The organism is Antarcticibacterium sp. 1MA-6-2 (assembly GCF_021535135.1).
GTDB lineage: Bacteria > Bacteroidota > Bacteroidia > Flavobacteriales > Flavobacteriaceae > Gillisia.
On the sequence record NZ_CP091036.1, the window covers coordinates 3,864,695 to 3,881,492 of the forward strand.

A 16,798-nucleotide genomic window follows, 5' to 3' on the forward strand; every position below is an offset into this window, starting at 1 on the left:
ATGAAAAACGGCTCCTACATAGGCATCTCTTTTATTATCCTGATTTTTGGAATCATTTTTATTCCGAAGATAATCGACAGGGTTAGTGATAAGGAAGTAGTAAAGTCTGACAGACTAAGTGTTCAAAAAAAGACAAAAGAACCCGGTAAGATGGCTTATATTGAACAGTACGGAAAAAAGAAAAAGGTTCCCGCTTTTTCATTTGTAAATCAGGACGGCGATACTATCACAAATGAAGATTACCTGGGTAAAGTTTATGTAATTGAATTTTTCTTTACAACCTGCCCTTCTATTTGTCCTATTATGAATAAAAATCTTGTAGAAGTGCAGGACGAGTTTAAAGGTGAAGGAGATTTTGGGATAGCATCCTTTACAATAGATCCCGTCCACGATACGCCACAAGTGCTGAAGGAATATGCTAAAAATTATGGAATAAATAATCCAAACTGGAACTTTTTAACCTAGGTGATAGAAATGAAATATATGAGGTAGCGAACACAGGTTTTGGGATTTATGCCAATGAAGATGAAACCGTTCCGGGAGGTTTCGCCCATTCAGGATTGTTTGCACTGGTTGATAAAGAAGGGTACGTACGTTCCCGAACCGATGAATTTGGAAACCCCATTATCTATTACCGTGGATATATTGAACGGGCTCAGTCAATCGTAGAGGAAGGTGAGGAACCACAAATTGATATTTTAATTGAAGATATAAATAATCTGTTGTAGAAATGGCCATAGCTGTAAAAGATAGAGTTGTAGTACCAACAATTATAGCATTGTCGGTAATTGTGCCCGTAGTTGTGTTAATCCTTATGTACCTGCCGGAGAGGTATAATTTATTTGGTGCCAGTTCGGGATCATTTCCATTGTTTCACGCGGTTCTTAACGGCTGTACGGCGTTATTTCTCTTGACGGGTTACTTCTTCATGTCGGTTAAAGAATATAAATGGCACCGCAATTTTATGATTGCTGCCTTTGCGCTTTCCTGTGTTTTTTTGGTGAGTTATGTAATATCAAAAATAAGTAATGATCCTGTTCCTTATGGAGGTGAAGGAACTTTGAGGTACATCTATTTCTTTGTTCTTATTACGCATATTGTTTTATCTGCGATTATTATTCCGTTGGTATTATTCACCATGTATCGGGGCTTAACAGGAGAATATAGCCGTCATGCAAAAGTTGCACGGTGGACATTTCCAATATGGTTCTATGTTGCAATAACAGGAGTATTAGTGTATATTTTTATGGCTCCGTACTATTAGGCTAGGTGCAAATTATCCTTTTAAAATGATACGAATGACTGGAAGAGGAATTTTAATGAAGAATAAATTTTGGATTGTTTTAATGGTATTGATGCTCATTCCTTCTTTCTCTGAAGCCCAATGTGCTATGTGCCGGGCAGTTCTTGAAAGCGAGGATTCACAGGCTGCGGCTAAAGGGATCAATAATGGGATACTATATCTAATGATCTTTCCCTATATCTTAATAGGAGGAATTGCTTATTTTATCTATCGCAGCCTTAGAGGTAAAAAACAGGCTACTTCTTAACTTTCCGTTAAATTTAACATTTTTCTAACATTTTAGGTTGTAACATATTTTTCCATTAGTGGTCTTATGTGTAGCTTCTGTGTCAACACATGGGATGCACATTTATTTATGTTATGATTGAGATCAAGAATTTACACAAGTCTTATGTGATGGGGAAAAATTCCCTTCACGTATTAAAGGGGATCGATTTTAATGTAGCTGAAGGCGAATTGGTCTCGATCATGGGATCATCGGGATCAGGAAAATCTACCTTGTTAAATATTCTTGGAATGCTGGATGAAGCTGATGAAGGGAGTTATACTTTGGATGGAGTCCCTATTAAAAACCTTAATGAAAAAATTGCAGCGAGGTACAGAAATAAATTCCTCGGATTCATTTTTCAGTCCTTTAATCTTATAAATTATAAAAGTGCATTAGATAATGTTGCACTTCCTTTATACTACCAGGGAATCAGCCGAAAAGAAAGAATTGACACGGCTATGAGTTACCTGGAAAAGGTGGGTCTTGCTAATTGGGCGTCTCATTTACCTAATGAACTTTCCGGAGGACAAAAACAAAGAGTGGCTATTGCCCGTGCTCTTGCGTCCAATCCAAAAGTCTTACTTGCCGATGAACCTACGGGTGCACTGGACTCACAAACTTCCTACGAAGTAATGGACCTGATACAGGGAATAAATGATGAAGGTCGTACTATTCTCATTGTTACTCATGAACCTGACATTGCTCAAATGACTAAACGGATAGTGAATTTGAAGGACGGGCTTATAATAGATGATACCAAAGTCAACCAGGTAAGGGCCCTAAGTCATGTTTGATATAGAGAGATGGCAGGAGATCTTTGAGACCATCAGCAAAAACAAATTGCGTACTTTTTTAACGGGGCTTTCTGTGGCCTCGGGAATTTTTATTTTGGTGATCCTTCTGGGGATTGGACAGGGTATGCGAAATGGGATCTCTAAGGAATTTCAACAGGATGCTGCCAATATTCTCTACGTTTGGACCGGGATTACTTCTAAAGAATACAAAGGCATGAACCCGGGCCGCATGATCACCCTTAAGAATGACGATTATAATTATGCGACTTCAAAATTTGAAGATGAGCTCGAGTATCGTTCTTCTATTTACAGGATTTGGAATGGCATAGTGAACTTCGGAAATGAATCTGGTTCTTATAGGGTAGAAGGTGTTTGGCCGGACTATCAATTTCTTGAGAATGCCTCTATGACCGAAGGCAGGTATATCAACTACAAAGACAATGACAATTTTGAAAAGGTAGTGGTCATAGGTAATAAAGTTAAGAACGATCTTTTTAAAGATGCTGAAAATGCGGTGGGGGAGTATGTTCAGATCTCTGATATAAATTTCAAGGTAATCGGAGTTTTTACAGATCCGGGAGGAGAAAGGGAAGAGTCAAGGGTCTTTTTGCCTATTTCAACTTCTCAAAGAGTATTTAATGGAGCTAATACCATTCGGAATATGGCATTTACCCTTCAGCCGGAGGAAAGTTTTGAAGAGGCACTCGCAGCTTCTGAAAAGTTTTCCGCAGATCTCGAAAGCACCATAAAAGAGCGGCATAGTATCGCGCCAGATGATACCAGTGCCATGACAATAAATAACTCCCTTGAGAACGCCAAAAGATTCTACGATCTTATGGATATGATAAAGTACTTCTTTTGGGGAGTGGGAATATGTACAATTATTGCCGGAGTTGTAGGTGTAAGCAATATAATGCTGATAATCGTTAAAGAAAGAACGCGGGAAATAGGGGTGAGAAAAGCATTGGGCGCGCAACCCCTTTCTATTATTGTAATGGTGCTACAGGAATCAATCTTTGTGACTACCATTGCAGGTTTTATAGGTTTAATTACCAGTCTCGCATTGCTGGAATTTGCCGGACCCTTTATAGAAACACAATATATTTCTAATCCTTCAATAGATTTTGGAATTGCCATTTCTACAGTTTTTATCCTGATTATAGCGGGTGCAATAGCTGGTTTTTTCCCTGCCTACAGAGCCGCCAGTATTAAACCGATAATTGCTTTAAGAGACGAATAATATGTTTAGCAGAGACAATTGGAGCGAAATTATCGAAGCTTTGACTTCAAATTGGTTTAGGACCTTACTTACTGCCTTTGGGGTATTATGGGGGATATTTATTCTGGTAATTCTTCTTGCAGCAGGAAAGGGATTGGAAAATGGGGTAATGCAGGGTTTTGGGGGTACCGCCACAAATACTATGTTTATGTGGACGCAAACTCCGTCTAAACCTTATAAAGGTTTACCTAAAGGGAGAAGATATAATTTCAAAACCGGAGACGTGCTGGCAATTAAACAAAATGTGCCAGATCTAAGATTTGTTTCTCCCAGAAATCAACTGGGTGGATTTGGAGGAGCCAACAATGTGGTGAGGGGTTTAAAAACTAGTGCTTTTAATGTTTATGGTGATTATCCCGAGGTCATCCTGCAAATGCCAATGGACATCACCTCAGGGCGGTTCATTAATTATTCTGATATTAATGATAATCGCAAGGTGGCAATCATTGGGGAAGGAGTTAGAAAAGAAATGTATGAACCCGGCGAGGAAGTAGTGGGAAGTTACATAAAGATAAACGGCGTTAACTTCATGGTTATAGGTACATATAAGAAAAAAGGAGGTAACGGTGGAAATTCTGAAGAAGATCAAAAGGAGATTTATGTTCCCTTTACAGCATTCTCCCAGGCCTTTAATATGGGAGAAACAGTAGGATGGATGGCTATTACCGCTGTAGATGATGCGTCTATAACCAATCTTAAATCCCAGGTTTTTGATATAATAAAATCAAGACACTCTATTCATCCAGAAGATGACCGGGCTATAGGGAATTTTGACCTTTATGAGGAATTTAGTAAGGTTAATGGATTATTTGTGGCTCTTAAAGCAGTTGCTTATTTCGTGGGCACCTTAGTATTGCTGTCGGGTATTATTGGGATAAGTAATATTATGCTTATTGTAGTTAAGGAACGTACAAATGAGATAGGAATTCGACGGGCCCTTGGTGCCACTCCCTGGTCTATAAGAGGTCAAATACTTCTGGAATCAATTTTTTTAACTATAATTTCAGGTATGGCAGGTATAGTATTGGCAATAGGTGTGATTGCGCTGGTGAACCTTCAGCTAAAAGGGGTGGACACTACAGATATGATGTTCCTCAATCCCAGTGTGGACCTTGGGGTAGTCTTTATAGCTCTGTCTATTTTAATTATTTCAGGTTTGCTTGCAGGATTGATCCCGGCACAAAATGCCATTAGGATCAAACCGGTAGATGCCCTAAGAACAGAATAAAAAAATCAATTTATCAATAATCAAAAATGAAAAGAATATTCACCATCATCATCCTCGTACTTATAGCTGTGACTTTTGTTGGCGCGTTATATTACCTGTACCAAAAGAATCAGGAAGATCCTGTAGTTTATGAAACCGAAAGTCCTTCAAAACAAACTATTATTAAGAGAACAGTAGCTACGGGAAGTATTGTGCCCCGGGAAGAAGTTCTTATTAAACCAAATATTTCAGGGATTATTGATGAAATCTATATAGAGGCAGGCGAACGAGTAAAGGCCGGAGATCTTATAGCAAGAATACGGGTAATCCCGAATGTCTCTTCTTTACAAAGTGCTAAAGACGCAGTCACAACTGCGAAAATTAATCTGGATACAGAGCAAAAATTATATGACAGGCAAAAGTCCTTATTTGATAAGGGAGTAATTTCTGCAAATGATTTTGATAATGCCGAAGTATCATTTAAGCGCGCTCAACAAACTTATCGATCGGCTCAGCAAAACTTCGAAATTGTAAGAACAGGAACAACCAGTGGAATAGGAAGTGCCGCTAATACTTTAATTAGATCTACAATTGACGGTATGGTCCTGGACGTTCCTGTTAAAGCAGGAAACCAGGTGATTGAAAGTAACAACTTTAACGACGGGACCACAATTGCTACTCTTGCCGATGTAAATAAGATGATCTTTGAAGGAAAAGTAGACGAGAGTGAAGTTGGTAAAATAAAAGAAAATCTTCCACTTGAAATTACCGTAGGTGCCATTGAGAACAAAACATTTGATGCAGTACTGGATTATATAGCCCCAAAAGGTGTGAGTGAAAATGGAGCAATACAATTTGACATCAAAGGAACCCTGAATAAAGCAGACACAACTTTTATTAGGGCCGGATTAAGTGCAAATGCCTCTATTATCCTTGCCAGGGTAGACAGTACTCTTGCAGTAAAAGAGGCGCTGGTGCAATTTGATCCAAAAACTCAACAACCTTATGTGGAGGTGGAAACAGGAGATCAGCAATTTAAAAGGAAGGATATTCAGCTTGGGGTGAGTGACGGGATCTATGTTCAGGTGGTAAGCGGGCTTGAGAATAATGATAAAATAAAGATCTGGAACCAGGTTAAACCCGCACAGGCACTGTCTAATTAACTAGTTTTAAAATTATTTGTAACATCTCAAAGTTTTGGTAGACTTATCTTTTACAACCTCATCTATGAAAAAATCAATCTTAGTTGTTTTTGCACTTTTTGCAATCACTAATATTTATTCTCAGGAAAAAGAATGGACCCTTCAGGAGTGTATTGCTTATGCCCTGGAAAACAATATTTCTATTAAGCAGTCACAGCTGGATTTAGAATCTTCAGATATAGACAGGCTTGACGCTATTGGAAATTTTATACCCAGCATTAATTTAAATGCGACGAATGCCTGGAATACCAGGTCTTACTCAAAATGTAACAACAGGAATTCTCCAAACCCAAACTACCAGGAACTTTTCTGCGGGTGCTTCGGCCAGTTTATTATTGTTTGATGGCCTGCGCAACTTCCGCCAGTTACAAAGAGCAAAATTGTCTCAACTGGCAAGCCAGTATTCCCTGGATCTTATGCGGGACGATATAGCTCTCTTTGTAGCAAACTCCTATTTACAGGTGCTTTTTAACAAGCAAAGCCTGGAGATCCTGGAATCACAACTGGAAGTCACAAAAGCTCAACTGGAGAGGACAGAGGATCTGGTTGAAGCAGGAGTTCTTCCCGAAGGAGATCTTCTGGAGATACAGGCAACCTATGCTGATGAGATGCAGCGAATAATTGTTGCTCAAAATAATATTCGAATTTCCCTTATTAGCCTTGCACAAACATTGCTGATAAAAGATTATGAGAATTTTGATATAGCCGATAGAGAATACGACGTATTAGGAAGTGAGATCCTCGCCCGCACGCCGGAAGAATTAGTGGCAAACGCCAAGGAGGAAAGAAATGAAATTAAAGTTGCCGAAGCGAACCTCGAATTGGCAGAAGCTGATGTTGAATTAGCTAAAGGTGCTTACTATCCATCCCTTGGGGCATTTTTTAACTACAATACCAGGGAATCCGGAGCGGGAAGAATAGTTGGTGCTATCCAGGATCCTGATCAGCCAAACAGGCCCATAGGATTTGTTGAATCTTCAGGAGATGTGGTTGTTGCTCCCAATACTATTGCACAACTTGGAAACCCCCTCCCGTTCTTCAGGCAATTATATTTAAATGACGGTATAACTTATGGAGTGCAGTTAAGCATTCCAGTATTGAATGGATTTTCTACCAGGAATCAGGTTAAACGAAATAAAATAAACGTTGAAAGAGCGACCTTTCAATTGGAGCAGGCCGAATTAGACCTGGAAGCAGATGTGTACCAGGCTTATGTTGATGCACAGGGGGCTTATGAAGCTTATGAAGCAGCCCTGGTTGCGCTAAATGCACAGGAACGTGCAAATACGTATGCAACTGAAAGATTTGATGTGGGATTAACCAATGCATTTGATTTCAGCCAGTCTAAATTAAGGCTTGAAAATGCTCAAACCGAAGTGATCCGGGCAAAATATGATTATATATTCAAATTAAAAGTGATCGAGTTATATTTTGGTATTCCAGTAACCGATCTTAAATTCTAGAAAATGAAGAAAAAAACGCTCATCATAATTAGTGTTGTTGTAGTACTGCTTATAGTGGTTCTGGTTGTCGGGAAAAAAGCGGGATGGTTCGGTAATTCCGGAAACCTGAAAGAAGTAGAAATTACCCAGATCCAGCCAATGGAAATAGTAGAAACCGTAGCTGCCACAGGTAAGATACAACCTACCATTGAGGTTAAGTTGTCTTCGGAAGTTTCCGGGGAAATAATTGAACTTCCTATTGTAGAAGGTCAACTGGTGGAAAAAGGAGATTTACTCGTGCGTATTAATCCTGATTTATATCAATCCAGTTTACAAAGGTCGCAGGCGGGATTACAAAATGTGCGCGCAAACTTTGCACAATCTGAAGCCAGCTTAAAAGAGGCTAAAGCAAATTATGACAGGAATAAGATCCTTTTTGAAAGAGGAGTGATTTCTAAAGCAGAATGGGATAAGATCGTTGCCTCTTATGAAATGGCTGAAGCTTCCAAGAATGCTGCATACTATAGCATGCAAAGCGCCGCAGCTACAGTGACTGAAGCTACAGATAACCTTTCCAGAACCAGCATTTTTGCTCCTATGCGGGGTACTATCTCACGGCTTGATGTAGAACTTGGAGAAAGAGTAGTGGGAACACAACAAATGGCAGGTACCGAGATCGTGCGAGTAGCAGACTTGTCAAATATGGAAGTGGTGGTAGATGTAAATGAAAATGATATTGTAAAAGTAAGTGTTGGAGATTCCACGATTGTTGAGGTAGATGCCTATCTTAAGAGAGAGTTTAAAGGTGTGGTTACTGAAATTTCCAATTCTGCCATAGAAGGATTAACAGCCGATCAGGTTACTAACTTTAAGGTTAAGGTCCAGATCCTGGAAAGTTCCTATAAAGATCTTCTGGAAGGCAAACCAGAGAATTATTCTCCTTTCAGGCCGGGAATGACTGCTACAGTAGATATCATTACCAGAAGAAAAGTAGATGTGTTGGGAGTGCCAATTAGCGCCATTGTTATTAAAAACGATACTACATCAAAAGGTGGAGCGGCAGCAGCTACCCCGGGATCTCAAAAATTTGAAACTGTTTTTGTGAAAGATGGAAATCATGCTAAATTGCGGGTTGTAAAAACAGGGATCCAGGACGATAGAAATATTGAAATTGTTTCAGGACTGGAAGAAGGTGAAACTGTGATCATTGGTCCTTATAATTTAGTTACCCGAACTTTAAAGGACGGCGATGAAGTAACAGTTCCAAATCAACCTATCGCTTCGGAATAAAAAATACTTACGTGCAAAAAATTTTGTGTATTGAAACGGCTTCTACTAATTGCTCTGTAGCATTAAGCAATGGGGAAGGGGTTGTTGCAGTCAAAGAAGACTACAGCCTGAATTTTTCGCATGCCGAGCGATTACACATTTTTATTCAGGAGATCCTCAGGGAAAATAATCTCGCTCTTTCAAATTTGGATGCTATTGCAATAAGTGAAGGCCCCGGTTCTTATACAGGACTCAGGATTGGAGTTTCTGCAGCAAAAGGTCTTTGTTTCTCTTTAGATATTCCACTTATTGCAGTTCCTACCCTGGCTTCTTTATCCCACCAGGTGAAAGAAAAGGTAGTCGTTGTACCTATGATGGATGCCCGTAGAATGGAAGTCTATACTGCTGTTTTTAATGAACAGCAGGAACAGGTAGAGAAAACTTCAGCAAAAATTCTTGAAGCCGATTCTTATAGTCATCTTCTTGAAAAAGGGAAAGTGTATTTTATTGGTAGTGGAGTTGAAAAATTCAGAAACATTTGCTTAGCACGAAAATGCTGTTTATATAGAAGGTAAACTCCCTTCAGCACGAGAAATGGTAAAGGTTGCCATTAGTAAGTACAAAAAAAGCGACTTTGAAGATGTCGCTTATTTTGAACCTTTTTACCTTAAAGATTTTATTGCAGGTTAATTCCTTTGGTCCTGTATCTCATTTTTAGATTTCTTCCCATTTTTTGATCCTTCGGAATGGTCGAAGAAATGAACATCTCTTTGTGGGAAGGGAATACTTATCCCGGCCGCTTCAAGTCTCATTTTTGCTTCTTCTATAGTATACCAGTGGCAATTCCAGAAATTATCATTTAAAGCAAAAAACCTCAGGGATAGGTTTACTGAGCTATCTGCAAGATCGGTTACCATTACAACAGGTTCGGGATCTTTAAGTATTCCCTCCTGTTCCATCATAAGGTTAAGCAATATCTCTTTGGCAAGTTTGATATTGCTTTCATACGAGATTCCTATAGTAATGGCATCTCTTCTTTTTCCTTCAACAGTATAATTTATAATATTGTCATTCGTTAACTGCCCGTTGGGAATGATGGCCAACTGGTTTCCAAAAGTTACAAGCTTAGTATAAAAAAGGGAAGTTTCTTTCACACTTCCCGAAACACCTTTGGCCTCGATCCAGTCACCCACTCTAAAGGGTTTAAGAATAAGAATAAGAACCCCACCTGCAAAGTTTGATAAAGATCCCTGTAGTGCTAAACCAATTGCCAAACTGGCAGCACCAATAACAGCTACAAGTGAGGTCGTTTCAAACCCCAGCTGGGTGATTACAAGAATAACAAGAAGGATCTTCAGGCCTACACCTACAAGGCTAATAACAAAATTCTCTATAGTTTTATCATAGCCTTTCTTATGTATAAGTTTACGAATATATCCGGTGAGGATCTTAATAAACCAGATTCCAAATACAAGTAGAAAAATTGCAGCCAGGAAATTTGGCAGGTAATCAATTAGTTGTGATGTAAATTCTTTGACATAGTACTCTATGTCCTGAAAATATTCCATTCTAATAATTTTTGCAAAGGGAAGGAATTTTGCCAAGAATTATTGATTCTCAATTGTTTAAATTTTGTTAAAACCTTGGTTTTATTACAGAAGATCAGGGGCTATTCATGCCGTGAAGATTTATCATTTTTAAGGTGCTGAAGAAAAATTCTTCATATAGGAAAGAAACTTGAAGCTTAAAGTTTTAGTAACCTTGGAATAGTTTTTTTTAATTAAAAATACCGGAATTTTGTAGGTCAAGAAATTGTCCTGTATGGAAGATGTTTATCTTGTGATGCTGGTGGCTCTCTTTGCACTGGCCATTACAGACCTGGTGGTGGGAGTAAGTAACGATGCCGTTAATTTTTTAAATTCGGCCATTGGTTCAAAAGCAGTTCCTTTACGTACAATTTTAATCGTTGCAAGTATTGGGGTGGCAGTGGGAGCAGTATTTTCCAGTGGCCTAATGGAAGTTGCAAGGGAAGGAATTTTTGTTCCTGGTAAATTTTATTTTGAAGAGATCATGGTCATATTTATGGCTGTTATGATAGCAGATATTCTTCTGCTGGATTTCTTTAATTCTTTGGGCCTTCCAACTTCTACAACTGTTTCCATTGTTTTTGAATTACTGGGAGCAGCAGTATGTGTATCTCTTTTAAAGATCTATCATTCTTCAGGTGATTACTCCAGCCTGTACACTTATATAAATACTACCAAAGCGACTGAAATTGTTATAGGAATTCTGCTTTCTGTGGTTATTGCTTTTACTGTTGGTGCCATTATCCAATATTTATCCCGGCTCGTCTTTTCCTTTCAGTATGAGAGAAAATTAAAATACGTGGGAGCAGTTTTTGGTGGATTGTCCTTTACTGCCATTCTCTATTTTATCCTGATGAAAGGTTTAAAGAGTATAGCAATTGTTCCTGAGGAAATGCTGAATTATGTGAACGAGCATTCTTTACTTATTGTGGTAATTAGTTTTATCGTTTTTTCTGCGATTTCACAGGCAATAATTACCTTTTTTAAGATCAATATTCTAAAAATTATTATCCTCGTTGGCACCTTTGCGCTGGCGTTGGCCTTTGCAGGAAATGACCTGGTGAACTTTATAGGGGTGCCTATAGCAGCCTGGCAATCTTTTGTAATCTGGCAAACTGCTCACGAAGCCACTATGTTTTGCCTAATGAACTTCTTATGGATGGTTTATCCCAGGAAGTGCCAACCCCTGTTTTTTTACTTCTCCTGGCAGGTCTTGTAATGGTGGTAACTCTTTGGTTCTCTAAAAAAGCAATGAAGGTTACTGATACCGAAATAAACCTGAGCAGGCAAACAGACGGTGCTGAAAGATTTTCACCTAATTTCATTTCCAGGGCTCTTGTAAGATATTTTATACTTGTTGGAAATACAATTGAGAGAATTATTCCCGGAAGGATTTCTGAAAAACTCAGCTCAAAATTTGAAACAAAAGAAACTCCCGATAAAGGCAAAAATTTAGATGCACCTTCTTTTGATCTTGTGAGGGCATCAGTAAATCTTGTAGTAGCGAGTATTCTTATTTCTATAGCCACTAATCTTAAATTGCCGCTTTCTACTACTTATGTAACCTTTATGGTAGCGATGGGAACTTCCTTAGCCGACAGGGCGTGGGACCGCGATAGTGCTGTATATAGAGTAGCAGGAGTAATAAATGTTATAGGAGGCTGGTTTGTAACTGCATTGGTAGCATTTTTAGGTGCAGCCCTCTTTGCAGCCATTATTTATTTTGGAGGTATAATAGCCATAGCAATATTAGTGTTGATGGCAGTTGTTCTTATAGTGAAAAGTGCCGTCCTCCACTCCAGGCAGGTTAAAGAAGAGAAAAAGCTTAAGCGCTATAATCGTAGTGATATTGTTACGATCAATGAAATTACCGTTGAAACTTCAGAAAATATTTCCAGTGTTATTAAAGGAATTAATAAGATGTTCTCTAAAACGGTAGAGAACCTTGGATACCATGACCTAGCAAAGCTGAAGAAGAATTCCAAAGCAATAGATAAACTGGAGGAAGAAATTGATGAACTTAAAGGAAACATTTTTTATTTTATAAAATCCCTTGATGACGATTCTGTAGAGGCCAGTAAGTTTTATATTCTTATCCTGGATTACCTGCAGGATATGGTCCAGTCAATTGGCTATATTACCCGTAACAGCTATAACCACGTCCACAATAATCATAAGAATCTAAAGTTTAATCAAATAAGGGATCTAAAAGGTATAGACGATAAGATGCAGAAACTGTTTGACGATATTCAGCTCATTTTTGACACGCACAGCTTCAGCAACATTGATGAGGTAATTTCTGAAAAACAGCAATTGCTGGATCACGTGTCCGATTTAATTCAGAAACAGATAAACCGCATCAGAACTTCAGAAACAAGTCCTAAAAATACAAAGCTTTACTTTGGATTACTTCTGGAAACAAAAGATCTTATAACTTCTACAATGGCTCTCCTGCAGTTGTTTCAGGAATTTAATCAGGAAGCCCGGCAAACAATTACCTACAGGTAAGAAGACTGCGCGTTCAATTTTGAGGTTATTGATCTACTGTTAACCTTGATAACTATAAGTAAGTAATTACTGACTATTTCTCATCTTTTTAATACGCTCTACTTCATTTAAAAGTAAAGGATAAGCTGGTTCGGCCATATTGTGACCATAACCATCAAGTTCCAGGAGCTGGGTATCTTTGTGTCCTGCAACTCTCATCATTCGCATCATGTAAGCATTTTCCTCATAGCGCCCCAGCATCTCCAGTTCGCGGTCACCTGTAATAAGGAGTAGGGGTGGAGCATCTGCTCTTACGTGATATAAAGGTGCAAGTTCGTCAACAACAGGTATTTTTCCATCTATTCCCCTTTCCTCTCTAATTGTAAAATGGGTAATTGTGTGGCCACTAAAAGGAATTAATCCTGCAATTTTATTTGCATCAATACCAAAAGCTTTAAGATATTGTTTATCCAAACCTACCATACTGGCCAGATATCCACTAAGCCGAGTGTCCGGAAACAAATATTAAATCAGGATTTCCACCAAAACTTTTTATGTTTTTAAAAACCCAGGCCACTGCGGCTGCCGCGTCTTCTATGTATGAGGGAGATTTTGCCCTGGGGCTTAACCTGTAATTAACGCTTACAACAGCAATACCTTTTTCCTTAAGCTCCTGTGGTACAAATTTGCTTCCAGATGTCAATCCCCCTCCATGAAACCAAACCACGGTTGGAAAACCTTTTTCTTCTTTTGGATAATAAATATCAAGTAAAGCTCGCTCGTTAATGTATTCATTGGCTCTGTTAACGGAGTCGTGGTAATATTTGATATTTTCCTTTAGAACATAATCTGTTTTTTGTGCAGTTACATTCAGACTTAACAGAAACAGGATGAGGGCAACGGTGGTTTTATTCATTCTTATTTGGTTTTTAAGCCTGCTACCTTTAACTGGCTGTGGGCTTTTTTCTATTTGTAAGTATAGACTGCAAATAAAATGCAGGGCTCTAATTTAGTTTTTAAAGATAAAAAAGATCGCACAATGGCGATCTTTTCTCTTTTATTAGAATTTATTTTTTTCTACACCAGTAAACTATCCATTTACGGCCTCTACATAATTTACGTGTCCTTGCAGCATATCGCGTAACATGGTTTCAATACCATTCTTAAGAGTGGCGGTTGAGGAAGGACAGCCGCTACAGGCACCCTGTAAAATCACTTTCACTGTTTTAGTATCAGCATTATAGGAGTCAAAAACAATGTTTCCGCCGTCACTTGCCACTGCAGGTTTAATGTATTCATCAAGAATACTTACTACCTCCCGGGATACATCATCCAGTTCCCTTGGCTGTTGTTCTTCAGCCGGAACAGATTCCTCTTTTTGTTGTGTGTGCTCCTTTAATAATACTTCGTTACCTTCCTGAAGGTAGTTTCTTATGAACTCTCTTAGCTCAAGAGTAATGTCATCCCACTCTGCTATGTCATATTTATGTACCGAAATATAATTTTCATCTATATAAACTTCCTTCACAAAAGGGAAATGGAACAGCTGTCTTGCTAATGGGGCATCTTTTGTAGCATCGATATTTTTAAATTCCGCTCCTGAAAGTACAAGCTTTTTATTGGCAACGAATTTCATTACTCCGGGGTTGGGTGTACTTTCAGCATATACTGTTACAGGAACTTTTTTAGCTGAATTATCTTCAATTTCAACAATAGTTGCACCGCTGTTAAGATAATCCCGAAGCTGTACTGCAACTTCTTCCTGTACATCTGCCCATTCCACAATATTGTATTTTTCAATAGCTATAAAATTTTGTGCTATAAAAACCGTTTTAACAAAGGGCAGGTAAAACAATTGTTTGGCCAAAGGAGATTTAGAGGCTTCCTCAATATTTCCAAATTCAAAACTTTCATGCCTGGTGAGGAATTGATTAGTTTCAAATTTTACTATTGAAGAATTAGTAGTGGGTTGTATATTAATTGTGTAAGAATTCATTTTTTGAATATTTTAAGCAAATTTACTAAAACAAACACGGTAATCTATATATTTACAATTGATATTGGGGCAGTTTCTATAAGCATTCCTTATTTCTGCAGAAGTTTCTTTTGCAGGCCATCTGCCTTTAACCTTTTCACAAGTTAAATGAAACCTGGATTTTTTCTTACAATTTTTTTATACCTATTCCTGAATATTTCCAAAATCAGCGCGCAGGAAGTAATCCCGGTTTACTCCGATTACCTTACAGATAATCTTTATCTCCTGCATCCGTCTATGGCTGGAGCTTCAAATCTTAATAAGATAAGGCTTACGGCGAGACAGCAATGGTTTGACGTCAAAGATGCACCTGCCTTACAAACCTTAAGTGCTCACGCCAAGGTGTGGGAGAAGGTGGGATTAGGTGCTATTGCTTTTAATGATCAAAACGGGAATTATTCCAGAAGAGGCCTTTATGGTTCCTTTGCTTATCATTTATTATTTTCCAGAAGTGAACTCGATCTTAATCAACTCTCCTTTGGAATAAGCGGCGGAATAATACAGCACAGTCTTGACCAGAGTAGTTTCACCCAGCCCGATCCTTTATTAGGAGATGGAAACCCTTCAGAATTCTACGCAAATATGGATGTAGGGATGTCTTATTATCTCTTCAATTTCTTTGCGCACGTTACGGCTAAAAATTTACTATCGGTTAAAAGGGATTTATTTTTTTCTGATGCTGTTCCAAGTAACCAGCGTAAATATCTTTTTTCAACAGGATATGTGATAAATCCGGGGAATAGTGACTGGAGCTACGAACCTTCCATACTATTCCAGTGGAGGGAACAAACTGCAGAACGTACAATAGATGCCAATTTTAAAGTCTACCATAATCTGGAATCGGGATTATTGTTTGGAGGACTCTCTTTCCGAAGAAGTTTTGAGGGAGCAGAATATACAACCGATGGCGAAGAAATAAAAAGTCAAAATTTACAATACCTCACTCCATTCCTGGGGATGGAATATAAACGCTTTCTCTTTGCATATACTCACACTCATCAAATGAACTCTGTAGTTTTAAGTAATCAGGGATTTCATCAAATCACCCTGGGTTACAATTTTGGAGAGAACCGGGGCAGGTATAGTTGTAAATGTCCTGCAGTGAATCAAAATTCCAGGTAGGAGACCTGGTATTTATTCTTACTGCTTCAACTAAAGAGCCCAGAACTGCAGGATTAATATTGCTGAATAATTTATGGCTTCCTTTTGCTTCTGAAATATTTAGAAGCTCTCTTTCTTCCAGGATCTTTTTTGTTTGCCGGGCAACAGCTTCTCCGGAATCTATAATTTGTACATTTTTAGGGAAAATCTTTCTAAGGGCGGGCATAAGGTAAGGGTAATGGCTACATCCCAGCACAAGATAATCTATTTGTGCTACCAGCATTGGTTTTAAAAGGTTCCTAAGCAGCATTTCCATTTCGGGAGTATTGTGCTGTCCCTGTTCAATAAGATCTACCAGGCCCTGTCCTACGACTTCTATAACTGTAATGTTCTTGGAATATAATTCTGAAGTTCTGGAAAAAAGCTCGCTGGATAGAGTACCTTTTGTAGCCAGGATGCCTATAAATTTTGTTTTAGATTTTAAAGCGGCAGGTTTAATTGCGGGTTCAATACCTATAAATGGAACCGGATAATTTTCTCTAAGGATTTTTATAGCATTGGTGGTCGCAGTGTTACATGCTACTACTATGAGTTTACAGCCCATTTCAAGAAGGGCTTCGGTGTTTTTTTTGCTTAGAGCTACTATTTGTTCTACAGGTTTTTCACCATAGGGAGCATTTATACTGTCTGCCAGATAAATACTGCTCTCAGCTAAGCAGAAGTTGGATCACTTCCTTCCAGATAGATGTTCCCCCCACACCCGAATCAAAAAAACCAATAGGATTTGAATTACTCATAGGTACAAAAGTAAAAACTGCGCCCTAA

Annotated in this window: 15 protein-coding genes and 3 pseudogenes; 13 read left to right on the top strand and 5 right to left on the bottom strand. The window is 38.5% G+C overall.

The genetic code is table 11. The features are described 5' to 3' along the window. The 11 genes and pseudogenes from LZ575_RS19515 (at position 1) to tsaB (ending at position 9,339) form a co-directional block, all read left to right on the top strand. Positions 1 to 728: pseudogene (locus LZ575_RS19515) on the top strand (SCO family protein). 2 nt (positions 729 to 730) lie between these two features. After that, the gene (locus tag LZ575_RS19520) at positions 731 to 1,264 is read left to right on the top strand and encodes a DUF420 domain-containing protein (RefSeq protein ID WP_235326678.1); all 534 of its coding nucleotides are present in this window, start codon (positions 731 to 733) and stop codon (positions 1,262 to 1,264) included. 55 nt (positions 1,265 to 1,319) lie between these two features. After that, complete coding sequence (locus LZ575_RS19525; RefSeq protein WP_235326680.1) at positions 1,320 to 1,550, top strand: hypothetical protein; 231 nt, start codon at positions 1,320 to 1,322, stop codon at positions 1,548 to 1,550. 113 nt (positions 1,551 to 1,663) lie between these two features. After that, entirely contained in the window at positions 1,664 to 2,365 is a 702-nt protein-coding gene (locus tag LZ575_RS19530) for an ABC transporter ATP-binding protein (protein ID WP_235330778.1), read from the top strand. Next, positions 2,358 to 3,605, top strand: coding sequence for an ABC transporter permease (locus LZ575_RS19535; RefSeq protein WP_235326682.1), 1,248 nt, complete (start codon positions 2,358 to 2,360; stop codon positions 3,603 to 3,605). The genes LZ575_RS19530 and LZ575_RS19535 overlap by 8 nt, the downstream gene beginning before the upstream one ends. Position 3,606: 1 nt before the next feature. Next, positions 3,607 to 4,872: an ABC transporter permease gene (locus LZ575_RS19540; RefSeq protein ID WP_235326684.1), complete on the top strand. Its 1,266-nt coding sequence runs from the start codon at positions 3,607 to 3,609 to the stop codon at positions 4,870 to 4,872. A gap of 26 nt (positions 4,873 to 4,898) precedes the next feature. Then, on the top strand, positions 4,899 to 6,014 hold the full coding sequence (locus LZ575_RS19545; protein WP_235326686.1) for an efflux RND transporter periplasmic adaptor subunit: 1,116 nt from the start codon (positions 4,899 to 4,901) through the stop codon (positions 6,012 to 6,014). A gap of 64 nt (positions 6,015 to 6,078) precedes the next feature. Further along, positions 6,079 to 6,396: a TolC family protein gene (locus LZ575_RS24020; RefSeq protein WP_311195870.1), complete on the top strand. Its 318-nt coding sequence runs from the start codon at positions 6,079 to 6,081 to the stop codon at positions 6,394 to 6,396. Further along, positions 6,290 to 7,516, top strand: a complete 1,227-nt coding sequence (locus LZ575_RS19550; protein WP_311195871.1) for a TolC family protein — start codon at positions 6,290 to 6,292, stop codon at positions 7,514 to 7,516. Before LZ575_RS24020 ends, LZ575_RS19550 begins: the two co-directional genes overlap by 107 nt. Before the next feature lie 3 nt (positions 7,517 to 7,519). Further along, positions 7,520 to 8,785: an efflux RND transporter periplasmic adaptor subunit gene (locus LZ575_RS19555; RefSeq protein WP_235326688.1), complete on the top strand. Its 1,266-nt coding sequence runs from the start codon at positions 7,520 to 7,522 to the stop codon at positions 8,783 to 8,785. An 11-nt stretch (positions 8,786 to 8,796) separates the two neighbouring features. After that, positions 8,797 to 9,339: a tRNA (adenosine(37)-N6)-threonylcarbamoyltransferase complex dimerization subunit type 1 TsaB gene (tsaB, locus tag LZ575_RS19560; protein WP_311195872.1), complete on the top strand. Its 543-nt coding sequence runs from the start codon at positions 8,797 to 8,799 to the stop codon at positions 9,337 to 9,339. A 111-nt stretch (positions 9,340 to 9,450) separates the two neighbouring features. Here the strand turns inward: tsaB and LZ575_RS19565 are convergent, their stop codons facing one another. Then, positions 9,451 to 10,332: a mechanosensitive ion channel family protein gene (locus LZ575_RS19565; RefSeq protein ID WP_235326690.1), complete on the bottom strand. Its 882-nt coding sequence runs from the start codon at positions 10,330 to 10,332 to the stop codon at positions 9,451 to 9,453. Between the two features lie 253 nt (positions 10,333 to 10,585). On the opposite strand from LZ575_RS19565, the pseudogene LZ575_RS24430 reads away from it, so the two are divergent. Further along, positions 10,586 to 12,858 (top strand): annotated as a pseudogene (locus LZ575_RS24430) (inorganic phosphate transporter). Positions 12,859 to 12,924: 66 nt separating this feature from the next. On the opposite strand, the gene LZ575_RS24035 reads toward LZ575_RS24430, so the two are convergent. The 3 genes from LZ575_RS24035 to LZ575_RS19580 all read right to left on the bottom strand — a co-directional run bounded on the left by LZ575_RS24035 (position 12,925) and on the right by LZ575_RS19580 (position 14,833). After that, positions 12,925 to 13,359, bottom strand: coding sequence for a hypothetical protein (locus LZ575_RS24035; protein ID WP_311195875.1), 435 nt, complete (start codon positions 13,357 to 13,359; stop codon positions 12,925 to 12,927). Next, positions 13,337 to 13,753 (bottom strand): alpha/beta hydrolase, encoded by a 417-nt coding sequence (locus LZ575_RS24040; RefSeq protein ID WP_311195876.1) that lies wholly within the window; start codon positions 13,751 to 13,753, stop codon positions 13,337 to 13,339. Before LZ575_RS24040 ends, LZ575_RS24035 begins: the two co-directional genes overlap by 23 nt. A 174-nt stretch (positions 13,754 to 13,927) precedes the next feature. Further along, entirely contained in the window at positions 13,928 to 14,833 is a 906-nt protein-coding gene (locus LZ575_RS19580; protein ID WP_235326692.1) for a NifU family protein, read from the bottom strand. Positions 14,834 to 14,980: 147 nt separating this feature from the next. Between LZ575_RS19580 and LZ575_RS19585 the strand changes: the two genes are divergently transcribed. Beyond that, positions 14,981 to 15,994 (top strand): type IX secretion system membrane protein PorP/SprF, encoded by a 1,014-nt coding sequence (locus tag LZ575_RS19585; protein ID WP_235326694.1) that lies wholly within the window; start codon positions 14,981 to 14,983, stop codon positions 15,992 to 15,994. Here the strand turns inward: LZ575_RS19585 and murI are convergent. After that, positions 15,979 to 16,770 (bottom strand): annotated as a pseudogene (gene murI, locus LZ575_RS19590) (glutamate racemase). The gene LZ575_RS19585 and the pseudogene murI overlap by 16 nt on opposite strands. Positions 16,771 to 16,798 lie beyond the last annotated feature (28 nt).